General features: G+C 43.0%; 23 protein-coding genes and 1 pseudogene. 6 read left to right on the forward strand and 18 right to left on the reverse strand.

The genetic code is table 11. The features are described from left to right. Positions 1 to 210 precede the first annotated feature (210 nt). The 3 genes from BF9343_RS19775 (at position 211) to BF9343_RS19785 (ending at position 1,276) form a co-directional block, all read left to right on the forward strand. Complete coding sequence (locus BF9343_RS19775) at positions 211 to 585, forward strand: hypothetical protein (RefSeq protein ID WP_005811479.1); 375 nt, start codon at positions 211 to 213, stop codon at positions 583 to 585. 84 nt (positions 586 to 669) lie between these two features. After that, the gene (locus BF9343_RS19780) at positions 670 to 1,041 is read left to right on the forward strand and encodes a DUF4373 domain-containing protein (RefSeq protein WP_005811481.1); all 372 of its coding nucleotides are present in this window, start codon (positions 670 to 672) and stop codon (positions 1,039 to 1,041) included. Between the two features lie 37 nt (positions 1,042 to 1,078). After that, a complete protein-coding gene (locus BF9343_RS19785) occupies positions 1,079 to 1,276 on the forward strand; it encodes a hypothetical protein (protein WP_224223197.1) in 198 nt (65 codons plus the stop codon). Positions 1,277 to 1,371: 95 nt separating this feature from the next. Here BF9343_RS19785 and istB read toward each other — a convergent pair whose 3' ends face one another. From istB to BF9343_RS19850, 13 genes and pseudogenes are all read right to left on the reverse strand, one after another. Continuing rightward, positions 1,372 to 2,127: an IS21-like element helper ATPase IstB gene (gene istB / locus BF9343_RS19790; protein ID WP_005811485.1), complete on the reverse strand. Its 756-nt coding sequence runs from the start codon at positions 2,125 to 2,127 to the stop codon at positions 1,372 to 1,374. 11 nt (positions 2,128 to 2,138) lie between these two features. Next, positions 2,139 to 3,726 (reverse strand): annotated as a pseudogene (gene istA / locus BF9343_RS24235) (IS21 family transposase). Positions 3,727 to 3,834: 108 nt separating this feature from the next. Next, on the reverse strand, positions 3,835 to 4,113 hold the full coding sequence (locus BF9343_RS19800) for a hypothetical protein (RefSeq protein WP_011203627.1): 279 nt from the start codon (positions 4,111 to 4,113) through the stop codon (positions 3,835 to 3,837). Then, positions 4,098 to 5,372, reverse strand: a complete 1,275-nt coding sequence (locus tag BF9343_RS19805; RefSeq protein ID WP_005811493.1) for an ATP-binding protein — start codon at positions 5,370 to 5,372, stop codon at positions 4,098 to 4,100. Before BF9343_RS19805 ends, BF9343_RS19800 begins: the two co-directional genes overlap by 16 nt. Positions 5,373 to 5,503: 131 nt before the next feature. Beyond that, positions 5,504 to 7,045, reverse strand: a complete 1,542-nt coding sequence (mobV, locus tag BF9343_RS19810) for a MobV family relaxase (RefSeq protein ID WP_005822197.1) — start codon at positions 7,043 to 7,045, stop codon at positions 5,504 to 5,506. Positions 7,046 to 7,195: 150 nt separating this feature from the next. Next, complete coding sequence (locus tag BF9343_RS19815) at positions 7,196 to 8,224, reverse strand: DUF6371 domain-containing protein (RefSeq protein WP_005822199.1); 1,029 nt, start codon at positions 8,222 to 8,224, stop codon at positions 7,196 to 7,198. Then, positions 8,217 to 9,716, reverse strand: coding sequence for a DUF3987 domain-containing protein (locus BF9343_RS19820; protein ID WP_011203629.1), 1,500 nt, complete (start codon positions 9,714 to 9,716; stop codon positions 8,217 to 8,219). The genes BF9343_RS19815 and BF9343_RS19820 overlap by 8 nt, the downstream gene beginning before the upstream one ends. Further along, positions 9,709 to 10,041 carry a MerR family transcriptional regulator gene (locus tag BF9343_RS19825; RefSeq protein WP_010993690.1) on the reverse strand — a complete coding sequence of 111 codons (333 nt, stop codon included), beginning with the start codon at positions 10,039 to 10,041 and terminating at the stop codon, positions 9,709 to 9,711. Before BF9343_RS19825 ends, BF9343_RS19820 begins: the two co-directional genes overlap by 8 nt. A gap of 232 nt (positions 10,042 to 10,273) precedes the next feature. After that, entirely contained in the window at positions 10,274 to 10,942 is a 669-nt protein-coding gene (locus BF9343_RS19830) for a hypothetical protein (protein ID WP_005811504.1), read from the reverse strand. A gap of 61 nt (positions 10,943 to 11,003) precedes the next feature. Next, positions 11,004 to 12,362 (reverse strand): tyrosine-type recombinase/integrase, encoded by a 1,359-nt coding sequence (locus BF9343_RS19835; protein ID WP_005822203.1) that lies wholly within the window; start codon positions 12,360 to 12,362, stop codon positions 11,004 to 11,006. Positions 12,363 to 12,562: 200 nt separating this feature from the next. Further along, a complete protein-coding gene (locus tag BF9343_RS19840) occupies positions 12,563 to 12,784 on the reverse strand; it encodes a DUF2795 domain-containing protein (RefSeq protein WP_002558131.1) in 222 nt (73 codons plus the stop codon). 70 nt (positions 12,785 to 12,854) lie between these two features. Next, entirely contained in the window at positions 12,855 to 13,418 is a 564-nt protein-coding gene (locus BF9343_RS19845) for a cob(I)yrinic acid a,c-diamide adenosyltransferase (protein ID WP_005791480.1), read from the reverse strand. A gap of 48 nt (positions 13,419 to 13,466) precedes the next feature. After that, the gene (locus tag BF9343_RS19850) at positions 13,467 to 14,096 is read right to left on the reverse strand and encodes a hypothetical protein (protein ID WP_008770196.1); all 630 of its coding nucleotides are present in this window, start codon (positions 14,094 to 14,096) and stop codon (positions 13,467 to 13,469) included. A gap of 102 nt (positions 14,097 to 14,198) precedes the next feature. Here BF9343_RS19850 and BF9343_RS19855 point away from each other — a divergent pair, with 102 nt between their 5' ends. Continuing rightward, positions 14,199 to 15,158 carry a FimB/Mfa2 family fimbrial subunit gene (locus BF9343_RS19855; protein ID WP_041926275.1) on the forward strand — a complete coding sequence of 320 codons (960 nt, stop codon included), beginning with the start codon at positions 14,199 to 14,201 and terminating at the stop codon, positions 15,156 to 15,158. 198 nt (positions 15,159 to 15,356) lie between these two features. Here BF9343_RS19855 and BF9343_RS19860 read toward each other — a convergent pair whose 3' ends face one another. From BF9343_RS19860 to BF9343_RS19875, 4 genes are all read right to left on the reverse strand, one after another. Continuing rightward, positions 15,357 to 15,932, reverse strand: coding sequence for a DUF4369 domain-containing protein (locus BF9343_RS19860; RefSeq protein WP_010993692.1), 576 nt, complete (start codon positions 15,930 to 15,932; stop codon positions 15,357 to 15,359). A gap of 90 nt (positions 15,933 to 16,022) precedes the next feature. Further along, positions 16,023 to 16,997, reverse strand: coding sequence for a BT1926 family outer membrane beta-barrel protein (locus BF9343_RS19865; protein WP_008661453.1), 975 nt, complete (start codon positions 16,995 to 16,997; stop codon positions 16,023 to 16,025). Between the two features lie 24 nt (positions 16,998 to 17,021). After that, complete coding sequence (locus tag BF9343_RS19870; RefSeq protein ID WP_010993693.1) at positions 17,022 to 19,445, reverse strand: coiled-coil domain-containing protein; 2,424 nt, start codon at positions 19,443 to 19,445, stop codon at positions 17,022 to 17,024. 445 nt (positions 19,446 to 19,890) lie between these two features. Further along, complete coding sequence (locus BF9343_RS19875) at positions 19,891 to 20,823, reverse strand: Tsr26 family tyrosine-type DNA invertase (RefSeq protein WP_005797599.1); 933 nt, start codon at positions 20,821 to 20,823, stop codon at positions 19,891 to 19,893. 175 nt (positions 20,824 to 20,998) lie between these two features. On the opposite strand from BF9343_RS19875, the gene BF9343_RS19880 reads away from it, so the two are divergent. Then, a complete protein-coding gene (locus tag BF9343_RS19880) occupies positions 20,999 to 23,137 on the forward strand; it encodes a glycoside hydrolase family 172 protein (RefSeq protein WP_010993694.1) in 2,139 nt (712 codons plus the stop codon). 218 nt (positions 23,138 to 23,355) lie between these two features. On the opposite strand, the gene BF9343_RS19885 is transcribed toward BF9343_RS19880, so the two are convergent. Then, the gene (locus BF9343_RS19885) at positions 23,356 to 24,027 is read right to left on the reverse strand and encodes a DUF3874 domain-containing protein (protein ID WP_010993695.1); all 672 of its coding nucleotides are present in this window, start codon (positions 24,025 to 24,027) and stop codon (positions 23,356 to 23,358) included. A gap of 242 nt (positions 24,028 to 24,269) precedes the next feature. Between BF9343_RS19885 and BF9343_RS19890 the strand changes: the two genes are divergently transcribed. Beyond that, complete coding sequence (locus BF9343_RS19890) at positions 24,270 to 24,485, forward strand: hypothetical protein (protein ID WP_224223211.1); 216 nt, start codon at positions 24,270 to 24,272, stop codon at positions 24,483 to 24,485. Positions 24,486 to 24,519 lie beyond the last annotated feature (34 nt).

A 24,519-nucleotide genomic window follows, 5' to 3' on the forward strand; every position in this document is an offset into this window, starting at 1 on the left:
TGTCTAACCCCGAAAAGTCAAACAATATTATGGATCAACTCAAACGAATCGCGTTCACATTGCTGCTTGCCCTGGCGGTATTCCCGCTGTCCGCACAACAAGACAAGGTGGTAGACAGTGAAGCCTACCTTTTGTAACTCGTAACTTTGCCGCATCACTTTTTCGTAACATTAAATATTTCACTTTACGAAAACTATATTTATGTAGAAAATGGATGCAAAAAAGATTACAGAAGACTATCAAGACTGGCATAACATTGCCGAACTTCGACTTCTTGGCTTGAGCCGTTCTCAAATAGCAAAGAAGCTGCAACTTCCTCCTGGCAGAGTCATGCGGCTTTCCCGATTAAATGTTGATGAGCTTCTTCAACATGGCAATCGTCCGCGCCCTTCTTATTCCTGCCGTCTCGATCCTTATGAGGAGTCAGTTAAGCATTTGCTGATAACCTGTCCTTATTATTCTTCCACCCAGATTCATGAATATCTAAAGGAGAATAATCCCTCTTTTCCAAAAGTCTGTGAAAAGACTGTTTTCAATTACGTAAAAAAAATACGTAAAAGATACGATATACCTGCAAGAGTATAATTTTTTGCAGCAACAATCTTTTGTTCAGAATTCAATAAGAATCTGAACTGCATCCTTATTACCGAAATTTAAATAAAAGACATTATGAAATCCGTTATTTCAGACAATAAGATTATTCCATTCCTGCCTTGTTATAAAAGGACATCACAGTTGCATGAAACCAAAGTCAGTGATCTGAAAACTGTATATGGATGTAATGGATATGCGGTTTATGATTATATAGAAAATGAGATATTCCGTACAGGAAACCATTCATTGTATTGGTGTAAGAATATGCTTTGCAGAGTAGCGGACTATTGGGCACTCTCTCCGGAAGAAGTGGAGAAAATCGTGGAGTATTGTATTCAGGTTGACTTGTTCAATGCTGAGTTGTATACCAAGTATCATATTCTTACATCCGCAGAAATCAGGCAACAGTATAATAATGCCGGTTTCTTCATGGCTGCCAATTCATAATCACTAATCCGAAAATACTATGTTGATAAGATGTGAAATGTTAAAAAAACTGGCAAACGCTTTTATAGAGGTAGCCAAAGAGGAGAACCTGCCTGTAAATATCACAATGGGCAGGTCTTATACAGACGGCGGTTCCAGACAAGTTGGTATTATTCTTGAATTTGACAGTTGGAACTCGAAAATCATCAATGATAAATTAGCTGACACCATCAACAGAATCTTCGAACTTAAATAATATATATGTAGATACTAATTGAAAAGTGCGCCGTATTCTAATTGAAAAGAGCTCCATCCATAACTGGTTACAAAATTACTATAAGTTTAAAATATTCATTTATCTTGTCTCATTTTTTGTGTTTCCTTAAGCCTATAAGACAGTCCGGTCATATTAACCAGATAAGCTTTATGTGTAAGCCTGTCAACCATTGCCGCCACAAGCACCTTGTCCTTTATGATTTCATTCCATCTGTTAAAAGCCAAATTAGTAGTAATGATTGTAGCCTTTTTCCCGGCTCTTAACGACAGGTGGTTAAAAAGCAGTTCTCCTCCTTCCTTGTCACAACTGACATATCCGAACTCATCACAGATGACCAGATCGTATTTTTCAAACCTTAATTGTAGCGTCCTCAGTGTCTTTGCTGATTTAGCCTCCCTTATCTGGGTAAGCAGGACCGGCACTGAAGTAAACAATACGGTAAAGTCCTGTTGGCAGGCCTTTATTCCTAAAGCCGTAGCAATATGCGTCTTTCCCGTTCCCGGATTTCCATACAGGACCAGGTTTCTTCCCTGTCTGATGAAGTCCAGTGTCTCCAATTCAGGTAATATTACCTGTGCCTCTTTGGGCATGTCTTCCATAACAAGCTCATGCAGATACTTCATTTGTGGGAATCCCGCAGATCTTATCCTTGATCTTCTTCTACACTCCCTTCTCCTGGCGCTTTCCTTTCCAAGCAATTCCGTCAAGAACTGCAGATGGTTCCAGTTTTCTTCAGCTGCCAATGAAAGGGTGCATTCCAGTTCCTCTTTAAAGGACAGCAGCTTCAGTTCTGCAGCATAGTCATAAATGGTTTCTTTTTCTGATTTCATATATTATAAACTTAAATGGTTGGTATTATATCATGCACTTCATTGTATCCTGTCATGAGCGCCGTGATGCCTTCAAGCATATCCACAGCTTCTCTTTCTATATTCTCCTGTTGTGCCGGGAGAACAGGCGGTTCCATGGTTTCTTCTGTTTCTCCCTGTACGCTACCATGCAGCATGGCCTTTACCTGGTCCGGAGATATCTTTCTGACACCACGTCCGGTCAGCTCCTTGCATGCCGTGACAATGTCCGTTCCGGAAAATCCATTTTTTCGGGCATAGTCCAGCAACAGAACAAACGTCCTGTTGTCCTCCTTAAAATGGATGTCATACAGCCTTCTCAGTTCTTCCGGTGCTCTTTGCCAGACCACAGAGTGGGGCAATGCCCCCGGTTTACGGGAAAGTGTACGCAAATAGTGCTCCAGCTTGATGCACCAGTCTCCACCGCAATAACTGCGTTGATGAGAGGCCACTTTCTCCTTCCCGTACAGGATGACGATTTTTTCACTATAAACCTTGACATGTACTTTTTCTCCCACAAGAGAATCAGGTACGGAATAATGAACATTTTTCATGCTGATAGTTGACCATTTATCCACAATGTACTCATAGACCTCAAAACAGCCCAGATTACCGGGAAAAGACTTCAGCGATGACAGGTCAGCTTCCAAACGTGATGTTTTCTCCGCTGTTGAAAGACTGCCTTGCTCGTTGTTGACCTGCATACATACCCGGTTTAAATGCTCCTGGGCAGAATGTATATCACCAAAATGGTCTGTCAGGCAAAAAGCTTTCCTTCTGACATATTCCACGCTGCGCTCCACATGTCCTTTCCCGTACATTACAGAAACGGTACTCAAAACAATAGAAACCGGACATCTTCATCAAAGCTTCTGTAGGTTTCTTATCACCACCGACAAAGCTCTTGACGGCTACACGCATATTGTCATAGACCATCATAGCGGGGACACCATGTATATCCCTGAAAAAGTTACGGTGGGACTCCATGAAGGCAAGCGTATTCTGATGCCTGAAAAGATAGGCGTATCTGCCATTGCTATGCCCGAAAGTGAATACGGCCAGATAAAACTTGGTTTTGACACCGTCAATAAAAAGAAGAACTTCACCCCAATCAAACTCGGCAATGCATCCAGGCTCATAGAACAACCGGATAAAGGCTTCGCTCTTTTTCTTCTCTTTGTATGACTCTATATTTTTTATATAACTGCATACTGTGGCGTAACTGATGGTGTATCCTTGAGATAACAGAAACTGGTGGATATCCTTTTTCAACATGCGCTGTTTGCGAAGTCCGGTAGCTATCTTAACGGCATTCTTCTTCAGGCAAAATCCTATCTTATCCTTAATCTCTTGTGTGAGCCGGCGAGGACGGCGTCTGGAACTGTCATACCTGGGCTGGATGGTAAGCAAATCACTCAAAGCCTCTTCTGGATTGTCCGTGCGGATGGCTGATTCGTACTCTGAAAGAATATTGTCAACGGTATGACGGCTGACATGAAGTTCACGAAAGATACGCCGTTTGCTATAACCGCATACTCTATACATGTGTATTATTGATTGTCTTTCTACCATAGTCTTCATTTTACCTTTGCATTTGGATTATACAAAGGTCATTATACTTATCCTATGGTGGCGCACTTTTCAACTGGAATATTGGCGCACTTTTCAATTAGTATCTACACCATTAATTTAACCTTCAGCCAATTTTGTTATTAAGTCACTGTACCATCTTACAACATCCATTACTTGATAAAGGCAAGACCTAAAGATAAAAGGAGACTGGGTTTCTTTTACATATTCTGAAATTTGTAAATTTAAATCAACCCTTTTATGTGAACCATCTTGCGTAATATCTATCAGTTTCTCTATGGTGTGAGATATTGCTTTAGGGATGATGGAGTCGTTCGGCTTATTGACAAAATTATTATTCCTATAACCGCTTTTACCCACAATTAATCTTTCAAACATCCAATAGGAACAACATAAACACCATCTGTCCGTCTATAGGCAAAATCTCCGACACCAGTTAGTACCATACAAAAAGCAGGTGCCTTCATTCGGGAAGTATCAATAATATTGGTAAGTGCAGTTAATGTCTTAGCTCCATCCTCAATAAGTTTTTCTCCGCCTAATTTTATCTCAATTAAACCATATGCACCATTACGCAAATGCACCACAGCATCACATTCCAAACCATTTTTATCCCTATAATGGTAGACTGAACCATCCAAAGCATCTGCATAAACGCGAAGATCACGGATACACATCGTCTCAAAAAACAATCCAAATGTATTCAAATCATTAACCAGGTCATTAGGCCCAAGCCCCAAAGCAGCAACTCCCAATGAAGGATCTACATAATATCTTGTGTCAGATGTGCGCACTGCTGTTTTGCTTCTCAGATTTGGATTCCATGCCGGCATATCTTCTATCACAAATATTTTTCGTAAAGCAGTAAGGTATGCTCCTACTGTCTCATCGCTGATGTTTCCAGTATCATTTGTTGATATATCAGCAAGAATTGTTGCTATGCTTGCTTGAGAGCCCTGATGTCTAGCATATGAACGCATAATTCTTTTTGCTCGCTCCTCGTCTCTTTTCACGTTATCTACTCGCGATATATCACTATTTGTAATGGCTTTATAATACTCCGTCACTTGCGATAATGCTGCCTTTTCCGTTTTCTTTTGCAGAGACTTAGGCCAACCGCCACGACAAGCGGCAAATGCAAGCATTGGCAATGTCAGTTTGTTTAATGCTCCTATTCTATCAGGAGTAAGAAACAAATCCGACAAACTAACCTCTCCTGTAGATTCTCCTGACTCCCAAAGACTCATAGGACGCATAGTAAGCCATCCGTATCTTCCAGTTCCAGTATGATGAATTTCTTTCATATCAGCTGGAACTGCAGATCCTGTAAGCATAAACTGACCATCGTCATCTCTATGATCAACTTCAAACCGAATGGCATCCCAAAACTGAGGAACATGTTGCCATTCATCAATCAAACGTGGCGTTTCTCCTTCAAGCAAAAAACGGATATTAGTTTGCGCCATCTGTTTATACTGTTCTTGCTTTACTGGGTCGTCCATATAAATGATGCTTTTAGCTTGTTGTTCAGCCGTAGTCGTCTTACCACAAGCCTTTGGACCTTCAATTAAAACAGCCCCCATTGCCTCTAACTTATCACGCAATAATTTATCTGCTATTCGATTTTTATATTCCATGGATACATAGTTTTTGCAAAGATAGGGAAATAGTTTATGAATCATATAAATTGCAACACAAATTTGGAAATTTGGATAAAATACATTTGGAAATTTGGCGTATTTTTGTTTGGCAATTTGGCGAATTATAATTATTTCCTTCGACTTTTCGTTTGCTGCTTACATACCGTTACTATCGCAAACATCAAACACCTCCTCCGATAAGCTTCTTCCTCTTCGTCAGATCTCCGGCCATCCCAAGGCAGGTCAGAGGTCGAGCCACCACCTCCGGAGGAAACCGGTACGGGTTGTCCACCGATAAGTGCATCGGCAACGGCAAAAATCAGATTGCGCGCCGATGGTATAGCCAGCTGGTCAAGCAGTGTATTCAACTCTGACTCCAAACTTTCGTTTGTGTCAGAAAGAGATTTGTTCTCCCGTCTCAGTTGATAAAGCTCCCCATAATCCGCCAATACATTACGCTGGGCGGCTTCAACCTGCCGTGCAGCATCATTCCTGTACAGTGATTCTATCTTGCGGACAATTTCGGTAAACTGCTTGGCAATACGTTGGTTCTGCCGCTCGACCCATTTGTCAGTACCGAACAAGGGTACTTTCTCGGTAATTTGAGGTGGCATGAAATCAACTTTGTGGTTGCGGAACGGCTGAACAACTGAACGTGCTTTTGTCGCATCTGCGGTCAGCCGCTCCAGTTCCTGCTCCTTTGCGTGGAGCTTGTCGGTCTTGTCTTCGAGTTTGGTCTGATACTCGGCAATGAGTTTCTGTATATCCGCTTTCTGCGCTTCATATCTGTCGAGTGTGATCTTGCCGGAAGCCAGTTCCTTTTCCGTCTCTTCAAGTTGCAGCCTATAACTGAAAATCTTTGATTCCAGATTCCGCATCATGGATTGAAGTCCCTTGACGGCTTTCTCCGCCTGTTTTGCCTCCTTGGTCAGTTTGCGGATATAATCGCGTTTGTGCAGATGATGCACGTTACGCCCCTCAATACTGTCACCTCGTTCGAGACCGTATTTGCTACCGACATCTTCATACAAGAATGTGTGCATTTCTTTCAATATCTGACCATATTCATAGCGGTCTTTCCCGAACTTTGCCGACCACATCACACACTTCCGTCCGCTTTTGGGGCGAATACCAACAGGAACAACCAAGGCATGAATATGCGGACTGCTCTCATCAAGATGTACCTGAAACCCGACAATGTTCTCCTGCCCGTATATTTGGACACACCAGTCATAGACATCTTTCGCCCAATTCTCGATTTCCTCGCAACGGTGCAGGTGGCTGTTGTCCGCACCTTTCTCCAGATTGACGGACTGATTCCCGAAAGCCATTTCAAGCGTCCGGTCATGGTTTCCTCCGAAGACAAACTTAGCGCAACAGTTCGGTTGGATTTTGCTGTCCGCCTTGAACGGCTTCCAACCCAATTCGTCCAGCCGTTCTTGCAGACGGACTTCAAGCGATTTCTCCTGATAACCCAACGGATGTATCTTTCCGTCAGGACCGATCTCGAAATTCAATTTCATTCTGGTCCTGTCGTAGTGGTTGGTCGGATCCTGATTCTTTCTGTCAATCTTGTCATCGTTCCAACGTCTTTCATTTTCATTGGCCTCTGCCGTGCCGAATGATTTGCCGGCTCCGACGTGCATAGCTTGTTTTATATCTGTATTCATATAGGTATTCTTTTTATAAATGATTTATGTTTGAGCTTGCTCACTCCGAACCGGATTCTGCCGGATGCCGGAGGAACTTTATTGCTGTCAGGCAAAAAGTCCTTATTATGTTATGGACTTTCTTATAAATTCCCGAAGTAAGACTTCGGATTACTCCACCAATGCCAGATCCAGTCCGTCAATGAGCAACTGCAAAGCAGGGTTACGCTGTATCATCAGTTGAAGTATTTGACGTTTGGACGGTGAAAAGAGAAAGAAATCTGCAATGTCCAACCCTTGACTGCGTTGTTCTTCAGTCGCTGTACGTTCTAGAATGTCAGAGACAGTAACCTTTTTACAAATGCCAGATAATAAAGCGGACTTCGCGTTCCATTGTTCGGTTGCTCCTAAATCAGGGATGAGAGTAACCTCCCTGCCTTTGAGAACCTGCATAGCTTCACTGTTGAAACAACCGTTCTTTCCACCTGTTGCCAGCCATATATAATCGGGGATAAAATGGCTCATTACAACAGCGGTCTTTTCACTTTCCACCAGCATTACCGGAGACGATGAATTTTTCAGAAGATGTTCTCCAAACAGACACTGCTTCAAACGGAAATCATGCAACTTCAACTCAGAATGCGCCCAGCTGACAAAAGCCTGAGGCCCTTTAACCCGATGCCCTGTCTCTGCATTATAGCACATTACCTTTCCGGTTCTTACCTGCCCATTTATATCTATCTGCCAGAAAACCGCTGCGCCTCCCCATTTTGAAGATGTCCCTATGCGATACATTTCAAACAATCTGGTTGTCTCATCTTCACCAAATACATGACAGAAATACTGATATAAAGGGTTGATTGAATAATGCGACAGACTCCTTAACACATAAGATGATGGAATATACGAAGGAACAATACAAGACGGAGTTTTATCTGCCTGCTTATAAGGGGCAGAAAGGAGCGACTTGCCGTTTCCCTCATCCATTTCCAACACATCAGGATTATCCTTGAAGTATTCTTTAGGTGTATAGTGGTAGCCACAACTGTTTTCACGATCACACTTACCGACATTTTCGGGAAAGCAAATGTTGCCCTGTTCATCAATATACCTGACAAAACACCGGCTTTTACCACAGCTCGGACAAGTAGTCTTGCTTCCAGGTCGGTATTTCTGTAAATGGAATCTGTATTCACTCATGGTCCTCTGATTTTAGTGTGGTTGCACTCTGCACTTTTGCACTTTGAGAAATTTGCTTGGTATCTTGGTAAGACGAAAGTGCAATAGTGCAAGGTGCATCAGTGTTTTCTGTCATAAGTTTGCGATAGACTCCATGCTGAAGTTTTTCTATTAGAGGGTGCTGAAGTCGACACAATTGGTCAAGCGCATAATAGACGGTACGTCTGGACATATCGACTTTTCTACCAGCAATAACAGCATCCCCGGAAGTAAACCTATCTCCCAATAGGGAAAGCCAGACTTCCTTCGTTTCGCCGATACTGTTTATGACAATGGTTTCCTGGATCCTCCTGTATGTTTCCTCATAATAATCAATCATACGGATTGCCGATTCTACGGAATCCCACTCAATATATTGCATATCTCCACTATCAGTAGCCCATTTCATTACCTGAAACAACAGGGCAAGACGTGCTACATGGCCGTTGAGTTTCATCTTCCGGCTTTCAACATTCGCATCATCCTCAATGGCATTTACAGCATCGATAATTCCATTGTACCATTCATAAAAGTATTCTTCCGCATCGTCAGACATTGTAAGGATACGGGGATTTACCGTTGTGCCCTTGTCATCAAGGATACAAGGGATGCTTAAAATTCTATTGATTATTGTCCTCCATTGATTCATGACGTCAGGGCGGACTGTATTCCTTTCTTCCCGTCTCCATCCGGATATCTTCCTGTTTTTGGGATAGACAAACAGAAAACGGTCAAGCAATCCGTTGGCAAGAAATTCTGCGCGGAAGACTTCCTGCAGCATATTCGTCTGTACTGAACCGATGACATTTACACACGGATTCTTGATTAGAACAGGACGTGATTCGGACTTGCGGATAACCTTTAACGGCTGTCCGCTATACGCTGTCAGCAAATCTTCAATGAGATTATTCTTACTATTGTACCTTTTGACCGAATTGAATAAAGCCAGAATTTCATCGACTACCAATGTTATCCCACGTTGATTATGCTGATGAATATTCATCATCGCCTCCGGAGTGGAGTCATAAATAACCGTCGTTACAAAATTCGGTTTTTTGAGCAACTGCCCTTCCCCGTCATTCCCGTGCTTGCCGACAGACATGGCTCTTTCATATTCGTCACATTCCAATTCATATTTTTCATGCAGCCGGTCATCATACTCATTAATCGGTTTATATATAAAACCAAGAGGAGGTGTCTTTCCAAGACCAGGACGACCAACCAACATCATATAAATGGACGGACAGGTCTTCCATTCTCCTTTTATGCGGATATGACAAGAATTACCTACCGCAGTAGCAACGGCAGAAAGGATAATCGAAACTGTATATTCCACATTGAAATTCTCGTATCTGGCAAGATTTAGTATAATCTCTTGTATCTTGTCTGGAAATGCATCCAACGGAAGACCTGTCTCCGGAACGCTTTCAACTTCCGAGCGAAGCATATTGGTCAAATGCAGATTATCAAACATAGCCACCTCCTTCCTGTTTAGGCAGTTCATCACCAATAGCAAAAGCGTCATAATGGAATCGGCGCAGAAAACGGTCTACGTCTTCCTGTGTATACCAGTATTTGTCACCTTCGCGCGAATAACCGAGATAACCGTTGTCACGCAACTTTTTCAGATACTTCTCTTTGATGTGCAATTTCTCCATCAAAGACTTGTTGTCATAGAGACAGTACCCACCTGCCTCACTTGGAAGTGGTAATTGCAACTGTTTCTCCACTATGCCGAGAATCTTCTCAAGGAGTTCCCGTTCACATAGATTTTTATCTCCATCTAATTTTTTAGCCATAGTTTTCGTATTATGGCTTCCTTCCTAATGCACACTCGGACTGTAAGCCGGGTTTATGTTATGGCACGACTGTGCACATCGGCCATAACGGCAGCGAAGGTAAAAAGTTCTTAATACTTAAGAAGTTAGTGTAAATTAGGCTAATGAATTAGACTGAAGTTAGGATTGTATTAGATAATATTAGAGTTGGAGATTAAAGCATTGATTATAAACAAAAAGAGTAGCCAGACAGCTACTCAAAAAACTTATCGATTTCCTTGGATTTTGCAGGAACGGCAAGGTCTTTCCTATTCGACCGAGATTGCCCCAAATCAGGCATTTCAAACAAGTTGCTCAGTTCTGTATCGGGGAAGACTCCCATTCTGCCAAATTTCCAGTATGATTTCTCATCCATTTCGGAATATTCAGGCTTGTCTCCACAATATATCCGCCCACACATATATGCCAACAGAACTTTGGAATCATTCCACTTATAATGGGAACCTTTTTCGCCTATATAACCAGCCTCTATCGCTTTGGCGAAAACTTTTATAGCCAGTTCAGTATGCAACATCCCAATCAAAACAACAGTTTCCTCGTTATCTGCCGTCTGCTTCCCTGAAACAGAGGAATTGCCATTTTGCACCTTTGTTTTTCCCTTATTTCCCTCTTTCAGCATTTCAGCACAAAAGGCGAGAGCTGCACCTGAAATCAATGTTATGATAGTACCCCAAAACGTTGTAGAGCCAGTATTGTCTCCATCAATCGGATTTATCACACCGATTCCGACAAGCAATAGTGTACCAGCAAACAAGGTGATTGCACTTGACCACAGAATCAGCCTTGCATATCTTTTGAAAGCAAAGGACAATGCAAGAACGATAATAAAAAGACCTATAACCAAGAATATTATTTGTAGCATAAATATTTCAATTACATAGAAAATAGAAACAAAAACTAATTATCTCAATACCATTCTAAAATCAGATTATTTCAAGCGGAGTTAACTCGTCTTTCAGTCGGGCTACTTCTGCAGACAAGGTTTCCGGCAAGAAACGAGCATAGACTTTCTCTGTTACATCCGTACTTCCATGACCGAGCAATCGGCTGACTACAGACATGGACAATCCCTTATTTAGGGCAAAAACCGCAAACGAATGTCTGGCCGCATGCATTGAAAGACTGAAAGGTAGCCCAATCTGCTCTCCCACGACCGCCAATGACTGATTGATACATTTAGTCGCATTATTACGTGCCTTATAAAGTGCCTCCGCATCATCCAGATCCAAAGTTTCCTTCACAAGGTCAAATACATACCGGCATCCTGCACGTTTTTCCTGCCATTGTTGCAATATGCGCAATGCAGGTTCAGTCAGAGGGATCACATGACGTTTGTTTGTCTTTATCATAATCTTCCGTAACTCTTTCCGGGCAAAATCGATATGCTTCCATTGCAGGGTCATCACATCCACCACACGAAGTCCGCAAGCATGAAACGCAAAGAAAAACATTTCCAAAAATTCCTTTCTACGTGGTTCCTGACAGGTCTTGTAATATTCTAAAAGAGCAGAGACCTGTTCTTTGGCCAGGCTCTTTCCGTCAAACTCAACTTCTTCCTCTGAAAGTGAAACTTTTGTAACGATACGCATATCCTGAATCCTTGCATTCACAGCAGGATCTATCATGCTCATTTCACTTGCGTATGCACACGCCTTCAATATCGGTGTCAAGGCATGATTGATTGTCGCATCGCTATTCTGTTTGATTTCCTTGCGCCAAACGATATAACTGTCCAATAGTTCCGGAATCATATCGCCAACATATATTGCGTCCGACCGATATGTGCCTTGTTTGGTCGCCCGTAAAAAAGTCTGGAAAATATTCATGCAACTCTTTCCGTTCTCGTATCGGCTTCTACCGATTCTGTTTCTCGAATAATCCGAAGAAAGGCGTTCCAATGTGAAATCCACAAAATCTTTTCCCTGATCACGACGTGCCAAAGGCTTGTCTGCAAGAAGACCGGAAACGACATCCGCTGTAATTTGGTTCGGATGCTTTTCGTGATACTCGGCAAGTTGCGAATCTATACGTTCAACACGTGCAAGCAGAAGTTGGTTCAGCCGTTTGAACTCCCCACCATAGCTTGCACGGATTTCACCCCGTCCCTGATTGCCGTTCTGATTCCAGTCTGCAACCTTGACAAAGACATTTGTAGTCTTACGGATTATCTGCCTGTTCCAAGTATATTCCAACTCGACAGGATAGGCTTTATCTTTATCAACCTCCTTTGGTGTGCGAAGTCGATATTTGCCCAACGGATATAGTCTTTTCGGTCTTCCCATATATCATCCTCCTTTTAGCAATATTCCTGAGGAGAAACAAAGGTATGGAATTTTAGACAAACAAACTACATTTTTGAGAAGAAAAACCGCAATTTAGACAAACAAACTACACCACCAAGCACCCTTAAACACCAGCGCGACAAACAAATTACCTTTATCTGTCGCGCTGATATTTAATTGTTTAGACTATTCGAAGACTATTAATACTCTTCCTCGTTAAAGAAGAAGTCCTCTTTACTGGGGTAATCCGGCCAAATATCTTCTATGCTTTCATAGATTTCGCCTTCATCTTCCATTTCCTGAAGGTTTTCAATCACTTCAAGAGGAGCACCCGACCGCATGGCATAATCAATCAGTTCATCCTTAGTTGCCGGCCAAGGAGCATCTTCCAGTTTAGATGCTAATTCCAATGTCCAATACATAAGCTTTCGTATTTAAAATGTGAATATTAATCCTACTCTCTATTTTTCGGCAAAAGTATAATAAAATATTTCACTTGCAACTATTATTCCAAAATATTTCGTCTTTTCCTTCATTAAAATTCATTTTACGGGACAAGACAAATAAATAATCCGATAAACGGTTGATATAGGCCAGTAAATCGGCTGAGATTGTACAGCTTTCGGATAATGCAAGAATCCGGCGTTCGGCCCTCCGGCAAACGGTACGGCAAACGTGGCAAACCGCAGAGCCACGACTCCCTCCCGGAATAATAAAAGAATGTAAAGGTGGAAGAATTTCGTCGGCGGCATCGATTTCGCGCTCAATGGCTTCCACCTCAGCGGGAGTAATAATACTGACATCATTCAATTGCACCTTCTCCTGATCAGTGGCCAGATGCGACCCGATGGCAAACAATTTATCCTGCACGGACTGCACAAAATTCAAATCATGCTCGTCCATCAAATAAGTTGCCAGCAAGCCCAGATTCGAATTCAGTTCATCGACCGTTCCATACGCTTCCAGACGGATATGGGTTTTCGGAACACGTGTCCCGCCTATCAGGCCGGTCGTTCCCTTATCACCCGTTTTTGTATATACAAGACTCTTTTTCATAATGATAGTATGTTTATTATTTCTGTAAAGGTTAACACATCAAAGGATTCAGAAGTTGACGAGATAGTGCTGTTTTATCTTGGTACGGTCGAAAAAGACAATTCCCAAATCATACAAATCGAATGTAATGCCTGTCCGGTCGTCCTGCTGTATCTTTTTCCAGAGTGCTTTCATCTTCTTCGTATAGCGGATGCCCTCAATAACAAAGAGTCCTCGTCCGGTGGTTCTCGATGCACAAAGGTCAAACACCTGCTCCACAAACTCCTCATTCCGATAATGGTGCAAATACAAAAAATCGACAGGCGTATCTTTCTCCAGAAAGAGCTCCGACAAATCGGAAGCACCCACATAATCGGCTTTAGCATGTCCGGCCTGCAAATACAAAGACGATGCCGATAATGTTCCGGCATCCACAATCGTATCGGGCTGAATATAGTTAACCAGCCGAAACAGCAACCGGTTCACCTTCTTCGATTCATGCTTCCATTTCCTACCGGAGTTTGCCGACATTTTTTTCTGTTCGGCTTCCAACGAACTGTAGGCATAGTAAGGGGTACGCTCATAAATGACGTTGGTTATCAAGTCGAAAGCAAATGGTGAATGAACCCCATATCCACAACGGTGGCGAAAGCGGGCCAACCAGATAAAAGGACGTTTCAAAAGAAAAAATCCGTTCATAATAAATTGAAATATATCGCGTTCAACGCACAAAGATATATAAAACCATTTGAGAAGTAAAGTGTTATATGCAAGTAATTAAAAACCTAAACCTGGAGATTTATGAAGAAGTTAATGTTACTGACCCTTTTGAGTACCTTTATATTTTACAGTTGCTCGGATGATGATTCATGCACAACCTGTAAGGAGGATAATGGAAGTTTGGTCACCCCCGATTTGAGCGTTACCCTATCCGATACACAGAGTCCGATGACGGGTGTATTGGAAGCCTACCCTTGCCAGGCAGGAGGTGCCATTTATTACGGCAATTATATCGAAGGCAAACTGACCTCCTTTCCGGGAATGTATTACCTCCAGAACGGAGAGATCTATGGAGATAAGAACAGGGAAATATCTCTCCCGGTGGGCACTTACAACATGATATACTGGGGTACCCCGAAATATGAAGAGCCGATTTACAGCAACCCGGTCGTCGTCGACCCCCAAATCACTATCGGAGGAGACCTTTCACAACAGTATTTCGGGCTCCGGAAAGTTTCGGCGGATACGACCTATTATCCGGTATTCGACTTAGTGTATACAGTGAAACCGGCACATATCGGCACGGAAGAACTGAGTGCAGCCATGCAGCGTGTTGTTGCCGGTCTGAAAGTAATCGTCAAAAACAAAAACAACGGTATCCTAAGTTCCAGTATTGCCGGCATGGAAGTACATGTAGGAGGCATTGCCGAGAAGCTGAACATGTATACAGCCGCTCCGGTCAACCAAACCAAAACAGTATCTTTCCCGCTTGTACTGTCGGCAGACGGTACACAGATGAGCAATGCCACGGTCATGCTTTTTCCATCATCCGCCAAACCAATGTTCAAGCTGATCATCAAGCTTAAAAACGGAAATACCAAAGTCTACCAGCAACCACTCAATGCTCCGTTAAAAGCTAATAACAAGTTGACTCTGACATTAACCTTGGGTGATATCTTCTCGGAAGAAACTTCCGGGGGATTCACCATCGATAACTGGCAAGAAGAGAACGAAACAATAGATATACCGACACTGGAATAACCATCAGACTGGCTTCACCGGCATCCGGACTCCACCCGATTGGAGATCAGACTGATCGCTCTTTTAGCGTACATTCATGCCGGAAATACCAAAAAACCGGAAACCTCCTCACGGAGCCTTCCGGCGTAACACTAAAAGTACCGGGCAGGCAGAAGCACTAGGTAAAACTCCCGCCTGCATGTGTTCCGGTATGTTTTTCTAACCGATGCCGAGCGTTTTCCGTGCCTCGGTCTGTTGATTTTCGCTTAGTTTGTTCTGATAGGCTTCGTACAGATAGTTTCCTACGGGACTGCCGGCATGTTTCACAATCTGTTCCAGCACGAATCCGCCGAAAGCCTCTTTAATTTCATTTATCTCTTTCCCGGTAAAGTCCCGCCCTCTGAATTCGTCGAGAGCCATCAAGGTTTGCATCATCTCCTCGTTCAGTCCGGTTCCTTCCACCAGTACGATATCTCCTATTTTTGCGTTGATCTCTCCCGGTTCCAAAACCACGGGCAGAGTAACGGGAAAGCGGTCACTGTCAGTCTCCTGAATAAAGAGCTCCCTCACTTGCGGGGCAGTCACTTTTCCATTGAACACAAAGCGTCCTTCACTGACTGTAGTGCTGTCATATCTCACCACACCTTCTATAGCGTCCCGCAAATAAATCGTCCTGCCTTCCAATTTCTCGTTAGTCACCACCCCTCTGAGGTGGTAGGCCCCCTCTTTAGGCGTATGATTACAGGCTCCCATGATGAGGCCCATCAGTAAGACCCCTGTCAAATTCCTTTTCATCTTCTTTATCATCCTATAAGTTATAAAAAATCACCCCATACGTACCCGAGGGCAGAACGGGGTGATCTTTTCGCAATATTCTGGACTTATTTAAAATCTAAATCCGAGTTTCAGGTTGGGCAACGCAAACAAGTTGATGTTGTGATGCCCCACCTTGTAGGCCGACATGCCTTTGGGGCATATCTGAATCATATCGTAGCGGTAAGCTACCGGCTGAACTTCAAATCCCAAAATCAGTCCCTTACCAAGGCTGTATTCGATACCCGCTACAGAGGCTGCGCGCAGTCCGAATATCTGCCCGGTCCGGGTGTTAGGGATATAGACTTCTAACGGAGTGCCGTTGACATCGCTGCCATCGACTACCGCCGCATTGTCCTGCGAGTTCGGGTTTTCACTCGGGTTCAAGTCAGTTCCTCCGGGCGCGTCAGCATCGTCTGTACTCATGTCCGGATCCTCGACCATAATTCCCGTATAAGGAGTTGTTGTCTGGATTCGTCCCATTTGCCAACCTAAAAGCCCACCTACGTACAGATTGATACGTTCGTTCTTTGTATTGAAATAATAGTTTGATCCAATATTGATCGACCAATTGTTCTTGATTTTTCCTTCCAGATATTGTTTTGCCGGAATTTGCATATCTTGAACGGTTCTGTCTCCCTCAATATAATCTTTCTTGGGCGTAACACCAATATTCATGCTGAACATCAGGTTGATGTCCCAACGGTCAGTCAGAAAATACTTTCCCTGAACACCTATGATATTAACCAAACTGTTATTATTCAAATCTCCTAAAGTGAGGTAGTAGGCCGGATCTGCCGACTGGTGTCCGCTTCCGTTTCCTATTCCTATGTTCGGTGCCAAGGCACTCTTCCCATCCCAGTATCTGGGCAGCAGATAGTCTTCCGTACTGTTGTTGAACATCTGCGAACTACCGAATACCATGGAAACCTGCCACTGACCTTTTTTAGGAGCAAACGACGCATCATCGCTGCTGCTGTATTGCTGCGCCGAGAGTGGCGCAACAGTACATACAGACAGAAGGATTATGCATAGTTTCTTTATCATACTATTTTTCTTTAGAGTTTTTTATTATTCAGCTGCATAAGCATCCAAAAGTTTCTTCAGTGTAGCGTTCAGGCGATCAACCTCAGCCTGTATGAAAGCAACTTCCTGTTCTGCATTCGTAATAGCAACTTGTAAATCAGACTCGAATCTGCTCTTATCGTCTTTACCCAAAGTCTGGTAAGCTTCAAGTTTTCCTTCAGCGGTAGCAACGGCATCTTTAGCTGTCGCGATCTTGCTTTCCTGGTCGGAAATCAATTTCTCAATAGTACCTTCGACTCTTTCAAATTTATGATTCACCGGATCGTAAGTTACATAAGTAACCTGTCCACCATTAGTGATCGCATTCTTGATTGTTGTCATTAAACTGTTTAATGCCTGAATTTGGCAAGCAGAAGGATTGCTGACAGAATAAGGATTGCCAGAGCTCAGACTCTGATTGCAATCAAGCAATTGCCGTTCCAATTCAGCTTTCCAAATAGCATCTTGCTTGTCGGCGATACCGGCTTGCAGTGTGGCTACATTGTCTGCTATCGTTTTCTTGGCATCATCGAATTTCTCCAGATCAGCTGTCAGGCTGTTGTCTAAAGCAATCCATTTCTCGATATTGGTAAAGATGGCCACATCCTTCATAGCTGTTGTATATAGATAATAGCTGCAAGTATGGTTTCCGGCTTCTACGTCTTCCGGAAGGTAGTATTTGTCACCTACTTTCTTCGGTTCAATAATATCGGTTAACTGACCACCTTTTCCAAATAAGGTATTGGAAGCAAGAATCAAACGTTGGATAGCTCCATCAAAATCTGAGAGAGTACTGTTATAGAAAGAAGTTGCTAACTGCTGGCTACCTAATATCCAAGCAGCATTACTCTGAATAGTTGAATTAAAGTTACTAAGTGTCACTTGATTGCCTGTCGGAGTTTCGCTATCGTCAACGATTGTGACATTATAAAGTCTGATTTCTTTATTATCTACGTTGTATATTTTTCCCGTTGCTCCGTCCACAGCGTCTCTCAACTGTCCGTAGGCTTTCAAGTCGGCGAGCAATGCGTTGGCTTTGTCTTTAGTTTGCTCGGCAGGGGCTAATGCTTTATATGTATTCACTTTGGCAGCAATAGCATCCCAAGTAGTAGTCTGCTGATAGTTCTTGTAATTAGTCAACGCTGTCATATAAGCCAGGTAAGAATCCATCCATGCTGTAGAGTCTTTCTGGAAAATCGCATATTTGTCTGCTTTATCGATAGCCATTCTGGCCAGCTCACCTTTGGCTTTAGCTATTTCGGCATCGGTAGGCTGAGTGTTGTTTCTGTATATGCTGAATACAGAGTTATAAGCATTGTTAAATAATTGAATATAACCAACATTCTGACTGCTGGAACTGGAATAAGTATATCGAATATAGCTTACCACACTCGTTGCCTCGTAATAATTATTTAATGACAATCCGGACAGATTTAAATCAGCGATCATCGTATATTCGCCCGTTGCACCATCTTGTTTGAACACTTTGTTGAACTCATCAGATGTTAAAACGTTGCTTTCTTGAACAAATCCGGCCAGATCATTCTGCAAAGCTGCGTCTACCACCGGTATGGTGAAGCTTTTATCTTTCGTATCCAACTTGGCGTTCTCTCTTTCGATATCGGCAAGTACCGGCTGAATCTCCGCTGTTTGCTTAGCGATAGCCTCACTCTTCGCTACCACATCAGCATTGACTGCGGCAATCTGCTTAGAGATTTCCGCCAGTTTCGTGTTCCATTCTGAGGTCGGAGTAGCGGCGAAGGTCTTCATATCTTCCAATACCTTTTCTTGAGTAGCAAGGGCTGCTTTGGCTTCGTCAATACCTGCATTCAGTTTGTCTTCCAGGTATTTGTTATCTGAAAGGAAGTCCAACAAATCACTTTTGGCTTTTAGCAAGCGGGCATTAGAATTTTTGAGGTAATCTAATGCTCCATAAGTGTGCGATTCTCCTTCTGTAATACCTGCTAAAGCTTCTTTTACGTCCTTGATAGCTTCACCGAACGCTTCGTCTTTTGCAGTAACCATTGCCACTTCTAATGCAGCCAATGACGCTTGAAGATCTGCGTTAGTATCAGCTTCTTTCTTCTGGATAGCTAGCAGTTGTTCTTTTAGTGAAGCAGCCAAGGTGTCCTGACGTGCCTGAAGAGAGTCTTTCAACCAAGCGGTAGAAGCCTGTTCTTTTTCTAAGTTTAGCTTTTGTAGATCCAAAGCCACTTTGTCAGCCTCCAATGCTACTTGTTCTCTTTCTACCTTGACTAATTGGATTTGGGTCAGTGCGTCTTCAAAGGCAGCCTTTGCCTTAATGAATTCCGCTTTCGCTCCGCGAAGTTGTTCGATTCCCGCCGGTTCATCGTTATCGATACATCCGGTGAATGTTGTAGTTGCTCCTCCCACTAAGAGCGCAGCTACGAGATAAGTCCATTTTCTCATACCTCTGTTTTTAAGTGTTAATAAAAAAAATGTTATGTAAGTAAATCAATGTTTTCTCTTGCCGATGACGGCCTTGCCTCTATCTTATGTAATACCTCTATCTACAGTTACTTTGTAGGTAACCCCAAACAGACTATTGAAGGATGCAAATGGCGTTTTGCCAAAAGGAATAGCAGTAAAAGGGAATCCTTATTTATAATAAGGTATAAAAAAGAATAGTTCTTTGTTTCTGTGTGAAGCAAGGAAGGGAGAAGTATGCAATTCTCTGGATAACTTCCCAACAAACCGAAGTCTGTAGAAGCTATTATCTGTCTATGAATGAATTATTTTCTCTCTGTCTTTGAAAAAGATGTTTTTTAATTTGCTTTTTTGTGAAAAATGGTTTATGTTTGTCGGACACTTACAATAAAGTTACCTACAAAGTAACTCCACATAAATCAGCGATTTAACCCTCAAAAGATCGTTTGGCATAACCGATAATACTTAAATTTGTTTCATCCAGTTTCTTTATATTGAATGGTTTCAAATAAGTCTCTGTTACTTTGATAGACGAGTGCCCCATCGCCTCCCGGATAATACCCGGGTGCACTTCCAAATAATAGGCTAAAGTGGCCCAGGTATGGCGGGCTGTATATGAAGTCAATTCGGTAGTCAGTCCCAACAGTTCTCCCAATTTTGTCAGTTGATAATTGAAAATGCGCAATGCCTGCTGATACTCCCGATAGATGGTATCCTCTCCTCCCTCTGCACTCAGAATAGGGAATAAATAGGGAGACTCTGTAGTAGTATCCATATATTCCCGAATGATATTCATGGCATCTTTAGTAACTGTAATGGTGATCTGACGTCCGGTTTTCCTACGATGATAGGTCAGGATATTCCCATTCAGGTCCTTCTTCTGTATATAAGCCAAGTCGACAAAAGGAAGCCCCCTTAAAAGAAACATCAGCACGAACAGGTGATGAGTTTTCTGCAATAGTTCCGATTGCTTCCGGGTGCACTTCGTGTCGAGCAACTGCCCCATTTCTTCGGCTTTCAAAGCTCGTTTGATATCGGCCTGAGTACCGGTATATACAGCTTTGAACAGATGTGGCACGTGAGGTGCCAGACGCCGGTCGACCGCCCGGTTATAGACAGCCCTGAGCACCCGCATATAAGTAGACACCGTGTTCCAGCTGTTTCCCCGCCGTCTGAGAAACCGTTCGAATTGCTTCAATAACTCAGGCCTTACTCTTTTGAACGGAATGTCGTGTGCTTTCAGAAAAGCAGAAAGGGCATTTCTGCTCGCTTGATAAATGTGAGCCGTACCTAATGCATATTCCGCTTTTCGCTCTTCAATCATGCGATCCATAAAACGGATTAAATCTTTTTCTTTCATCTTATTTTTGTTTTACCTAGTTTATCCGATCAAGATATTGATTTTCGTACACAAAGAAAAATTATCCGCAGGGTTTGTATGTAACCACAGTACTACGATTGAGTACGTTTTATTATAGTCTCATTCGATATACTTTCCTAATATTGCCATCACGAATCATTAATCGAATTATGGCATGAACACAAAATCAAAACGCCCCTTACTATCGTTCCCGAAACCCAAGTTTACAACAGGAATGATAAGGTTGAGCATCACCTTGCTCTTTTCCACTCTATGCATTGGTTCATTTGGACAGAAGAAGTCACCGATCACCGTAGAAACCCTCTTGGAAGAGATGACTTCATACGACAAAATGACCCGCTATCCCGCCCTGCCCTACCGCAGCATGCAGCAGAGCAGTTACGATCGCAGATCCGTTTCTCCCGATCGGCCCGGCTGGTTTGCCAATGACGATGGCGAAGGATTTATCCGCCTTGAAGAACACGACGGACGGAAAGAAAAAGTTCTTTTCGAAGACGAAGGTCCCGGCGCCATTACCCGTATATGGCTCACGACCTTTGGCAGCATACATACAATCTTGCGTTTCTACTTTGACGGAAAAGACGAACCAGGCTGGGTGGTACCCTCTTATGATCTCCAGAAGTTCGGTGTACGAGGACTCAAGAAAGGATTAATCGAACCGGACGATAAATGGATCAGGGGCAGCCTGATTTATCTACCTGTCACTTATGCCGACGGTTGCAAAGTAACCATGGAGGAACTCACTCCCGAACGGACAAACAGACATTTTCTATTCAACTACCGCAAATATCCTACAGGCACTCCGGTCGAAACCTTCTCCCGGAAAGTTGCAGAACGTATCCCTCAATCGGTCGAAAAGACATCGGCTACATTGTATAGAAATATAGATAAGGGGGTTGATCCACAGGCCCGCTATGGAAAAGGTGCACTGATCCACCGGCAAAATCTGTCATTAAACAAAGGAGAAAAGCAGCAACTAAACCTCCACAAAGGGAAAAGAGCGATCAGCCTTCTCCAATTCAACGTGAAAACGGATCCGGATCTGAAACCCGGAACAGATGATTTCGCCCGGTTGATGCGCAGTCTGATCATATCCATAAGCTTCGACGGACAGCAAACCGTATGGGCACCATTATCCGATTTTGCAGGCTCCGGTATGGGAGCATTTGCATCCCGGAGTTTTTTCTTCTATTCTGATGGTAAAGGAATCGTTTGCAGTAAATGGCTGATGCCCTATCGACAGAATTGTGAGATCTCTGTTTTAAACCTCTCACCCTACAAAACCGATGTACATATCGATATTGTATCACAACCTTACAAGTGGGACAACCGTTCCCTCTATTTCCATACAGCCTGGAAACAAGAACGCGGACTGCCCGTTGTCACTTGGATGGAACATGAAAAATGCATGGACTGGAATTTCACCACTATCTCCGGCAGAGGAGTCTATCGAGGAGACCTGCTGTCTCTTTTCAATCATACGACAGAGTGGTATGGAGAAGGCGATGAAAAAATAACAGTAGATCACGAAGCGTTTCCCTCCCATTTCGGGACAGGTACCGAAGACTATTACAGCTTCGACGGATACTTTAAAAGCCAGACTCCATTTGCCGGACAGCCCCGACAAGATATGAAGGACTTTTATGGTTATAACAGTTTCTTCAGAGTCAGATGTTTGGACGGCATACCTTTCAACCAGCAACTAAAATTCGATTTTGAATTACTAGGTTGGGAAAATGGCACAGTAGACTATTCCTCGACTGTATTCTGGTATGGAGACTTAAACTCTCAGGCAGCGGGTTCTTCCGGTATAGAAGAAATAGAAGCAGGTTTGCTACCCACCCCCACCCAGTCCCCCGTCTGTAGCATAGCCAATGCTATCGACTTCTGCCAAATCCAACCAACCTCCAAATCTGAAAGGCTGCGTTATGACAGACAAAGGCTCAGCGGACATCCGGGCAAGTGGAATTTAAAAGACCATCTGGTGTGTCATGGCGGTAAAAAAGGTGACTACATCGAATTCGAATTCTCCGGTTTTGAGGACCGTGAATACAGTTTGAATCTATTCTGTACCAAAGCAGCCGACTACGGTAATATAAAGTTTTACGTAAATCGTCAGGAAAACGGTAAACAGCTGGACTGTTACAGCCAGGAAGTCGAGGCCACAGGTGCCATAAACCTCGGAATGCACAAACCCATAGATGGTAAGTTTATCCTAAGGATAGAATTGACCGGACAGAATGCATTATCGACGGGCACTTTATTCGGACTGGATTGTATACGGATTGAATAAATATCAATGCAGTTATAATGCACAAATACGTTCAGCCGATAACTAAAAACAACGACCGGACGAGTAAATCAGTATACCATATTTCCCACTATGCGGGAGCTGAATGTGGGAGGATTTGCGGCGTGCCTTTCGGTATATCCCGAAAAAGCACGCCGCAAGAAAAATAAATTTAAAACGGTATGTAACCAAATACGCAACGCAATGAACAGGACTGAAACCTACAACTCCACCACACAATAGAAATTCCCATTTTTCATTTTCTTGCAAGGCACTCCCAATTTACGAAGTATCCTGCCCAAATGCACAATTTTCGTAGCCGACAGTTTAAAACCACTTTTCTTTTGTATGCGCCCCAAAATATCGACAGCGAGCAGCGTTTCGCACTTTTCCCCCTCATCGGCAGAGCGAAAATACTGTTGAAAGAGGTGTCCAACCGGGGTTTGCAGCTCAAATTCCTGGTTGTTCTCCATCAAAACGGCCTCTTCTTCGGGAGAGAAATAAAAGCACTCACCCTCACGGAGTTCCTGCACTGCCTGCGCATAGGGTTGCAGATAGTTGATGGCAACACCATTACGGATCCTGCCGGTGATATTGATACAAATGAAGCGGCGGCTTCCCGAAGGATCGGAGAGTAAATCACTGTGATTGCTGATCGCTATGAACGAAGCATAACGCTTCAGTTCGCTTATAGCCGATTCGTCGAAAGGTACGTACGTAGCGGGCCAGCGCCCGGATGCAGTCCTTCCCGTCCCAACGAGGCAAGTCATACAAGAAGTCGGTAATAGGAGAGTACACCGGCACACGTTCGGAGTTAATCCAACGTTCCACATCCCGGTCCCAAAGTTCAAGGGTTCTTCTTCAAATTTGGTGGTAAGTTTTCTTTTACTCATGGAATCTAATTCAGTTTTCGGAAGTGTAAGCCCTCTTTTATAGTTGACAAAAAAGCAAGTATCCCGGCTTTCGCCCGAAGAGTCCATCCGTGAAGTGAAGAAGCTAATCTTAGACTAAACCATCTGAAAATCAATGTCTTTAAAAAGTAAGATTTCTGTCCTCAAAAGCTTTGTTTTAACACAGAGTTAAAGCTTGTTCTTTGGATGTGAATAAGAAGTTCTTTAAATGCAAATGACTTGTTATTTGCGCACAAGAACCTGACAACCTGCAAAAGACGTTAACAATGTTAATTGAAGAAAGGTATAAGGATGAAGACACCGGTTCAGGCGGCGTAAACTCACTTCCGAAACTTGAGCTATCTTATTCAGCCGGTGTCTGTTTTTTCTTATTAAAGCAAGCAAAAAGGACAATTATCAACTTGAAAATAAAGAAAGAAAGAATTTACCACCAAATTTGAAGAAGAAACAAAATCTTTTAAACGAGACATGAAG

Origin of the sequence: Bacteroides fragilis NCTC 9343 (assembly GCF_000025985.1) — a bacterium.
Taxonomy (GTDB): domain Bacteria; phylum Bacteroidota; class Bacteroidia; order Bacteroidales; family Bacteroidaceae; genus Bacteroides; species Bacteroides fragilis.

Excerpts from the sequence above, each read along its gene's own strand:
- BF9343_RS19775 (WP_005811479.1), top strand. The coding sequence starts at position 211 with ATGGATGCAAAAAAGATTACAGAAGACTATCAAGACTGGCATAACATT.
- BF9343_RS19780 (WP_005811481.1), top strand. The coding sequence starts at position 670 with ATGAAATCCGTTATTTCAGACAATAAGATTATTCCATTCCTGCCTTGT.
- BF9343_RS19785 (WP_224223197.1), top strand. The coding sequence starts at position 1,079 with ATGTTAAAAAAACTGGCAAACGCTTTTATAGAGGTAGCCAAAGAGGAG.
- istB (WP_005811485.1), bottom strand. The coding sequence starts at position 2,127 with ATGAAATCAGAAAAAGAAACCATTTATGACTATGCTGCAGAACTGAAG.
- BF9343_RS19800 (WP_011203627.1), bottom strand. The coding sequence starts at position 4,113 with ATGTTTGAAAGATTAATTGTGGGTAAAAGCGGTTATAGGAATAATAAT.
- BF9343_RS19805 (WP_005811493.1), bottom strand. The coding sequence starts at position 5,372 with ATGGAATATAAAAATCGAATAGCAGATAAATTATTGCGTGATAAGTTA.
- mobV (WP_005822197.1), bottom strand. The coding sequence starts at position 7,045 with ATGAATACAGATATAAAACAAGCTATGCACGTCGGAGCCGGCAAATCA.
- BF9343_RS19815 (WP_005822199.1), bottom strand. The coding sequence starts at position 8,224 with ATGAGTGAATACAGATTCCATTTACAGAAATACCGACCTGGAAGCAAG.
- BF9343_RS19820 (WP_011203629.1), bottom strand. The coding sequence starts at position 9,716 with ATGTTTGATAATCTGCATTTGACCAATATGCTTCGCTCGGAAGTTGAA.
- BF9343_RS19825 (WP_010993690.1), bottom strand. The coding sequence starts at position 10,041 with ATGGCTAAAAAATTAGATGGAGATAAAAATCTATGTGAACGGGAACTC.
- BF9343_RS19830 (WP_005811504.1), bottom strand. The coding sequence starts at position 10,942 with ATGCTACAAATAATATTCTTGGTTATAGGTCTTTTTATTATCGTTCTT.
- BF9343_RS19835 (WP_005822203.1), bottom strand. The coding sequence starts at position 12,362 with ATGGGAAGACCGAAAAGACTATATCCGTTGGGCAAATATCGACTTCGC.
- BF9343_RS19840 (WP_002558131.1), bottom strand. The coding sequence starts at position 12,784 with ATGTATTGGACATTGGAATTAGCATCTAAACTGGAAGATGCTCCTTGG.
- BF9343_RS19845 (WP_005791480.1), bottom strand. The coding sequence starts at position 13,418 with ATGAAAAAGAGTCTTGTATATACAAAAACGGGTGATAAGGGAACGACC.
- BF9343_RS19850 (WP_008770196.1), bottom strand. The coding sequence starts at position 14,096 with ATGAACGGATTTTTTCTTTTGAAACGTCCTTTTATCTGGTTGGCCCGC.
- BF9343_RS19855 (WP_041926275.1), top strand. The coding sequence starts at position 14,199 with ATGAAGAAGTTAATGTTACTGACCCTTTTGAGTACCTTTATATTTTAC.
- BF9343_RS19860 (WP_010993692.1), bottom strand. The coding sequence starts at position 15,932 with ATGAAAAGGAATTTGACAGGGGTCTTACTGATGGGCCTCATCATGGGA.
- BF9343_RS19865 (WP_008661453.1), bottom strand. The coding sequence starts at position 16,997 with ATGATAAAGAAACTATGCATAATCCTTCTGTCTGTATGTACTGTTGCG.
- BF9343_RS19870 (WP_010993693.1), bottom strand. The coding sequence starts at position 19,445 with ATGAGAAAATGGACTTATCTCGTAGCTGCGCTCTTAGTGGGAGGAGCA.
- BF9343_RS19875 (WP_005797599.1), bottom strand. The coding sequence starts at position 20,823 with ATGAAAGAAAAAGATTTAATCCGTTTTATGGATCGCATGATTGAAGAG.
- BF9343_RS19880 (WP_010993694.1), top strand. The coding sequence starts at position 20,999 with ATGAACACAAAATCAAAACGCCCCTTACTATCGTTCCCGAAACCCAAG.
- BF9343_RS19885 (WP_010993695.1), bottom strand. The coding sequence starts at position 24,027 with ATGAGTAAAAGAAAACTTACCACCAAATTTGAAGAAGAACCCTTGAAC.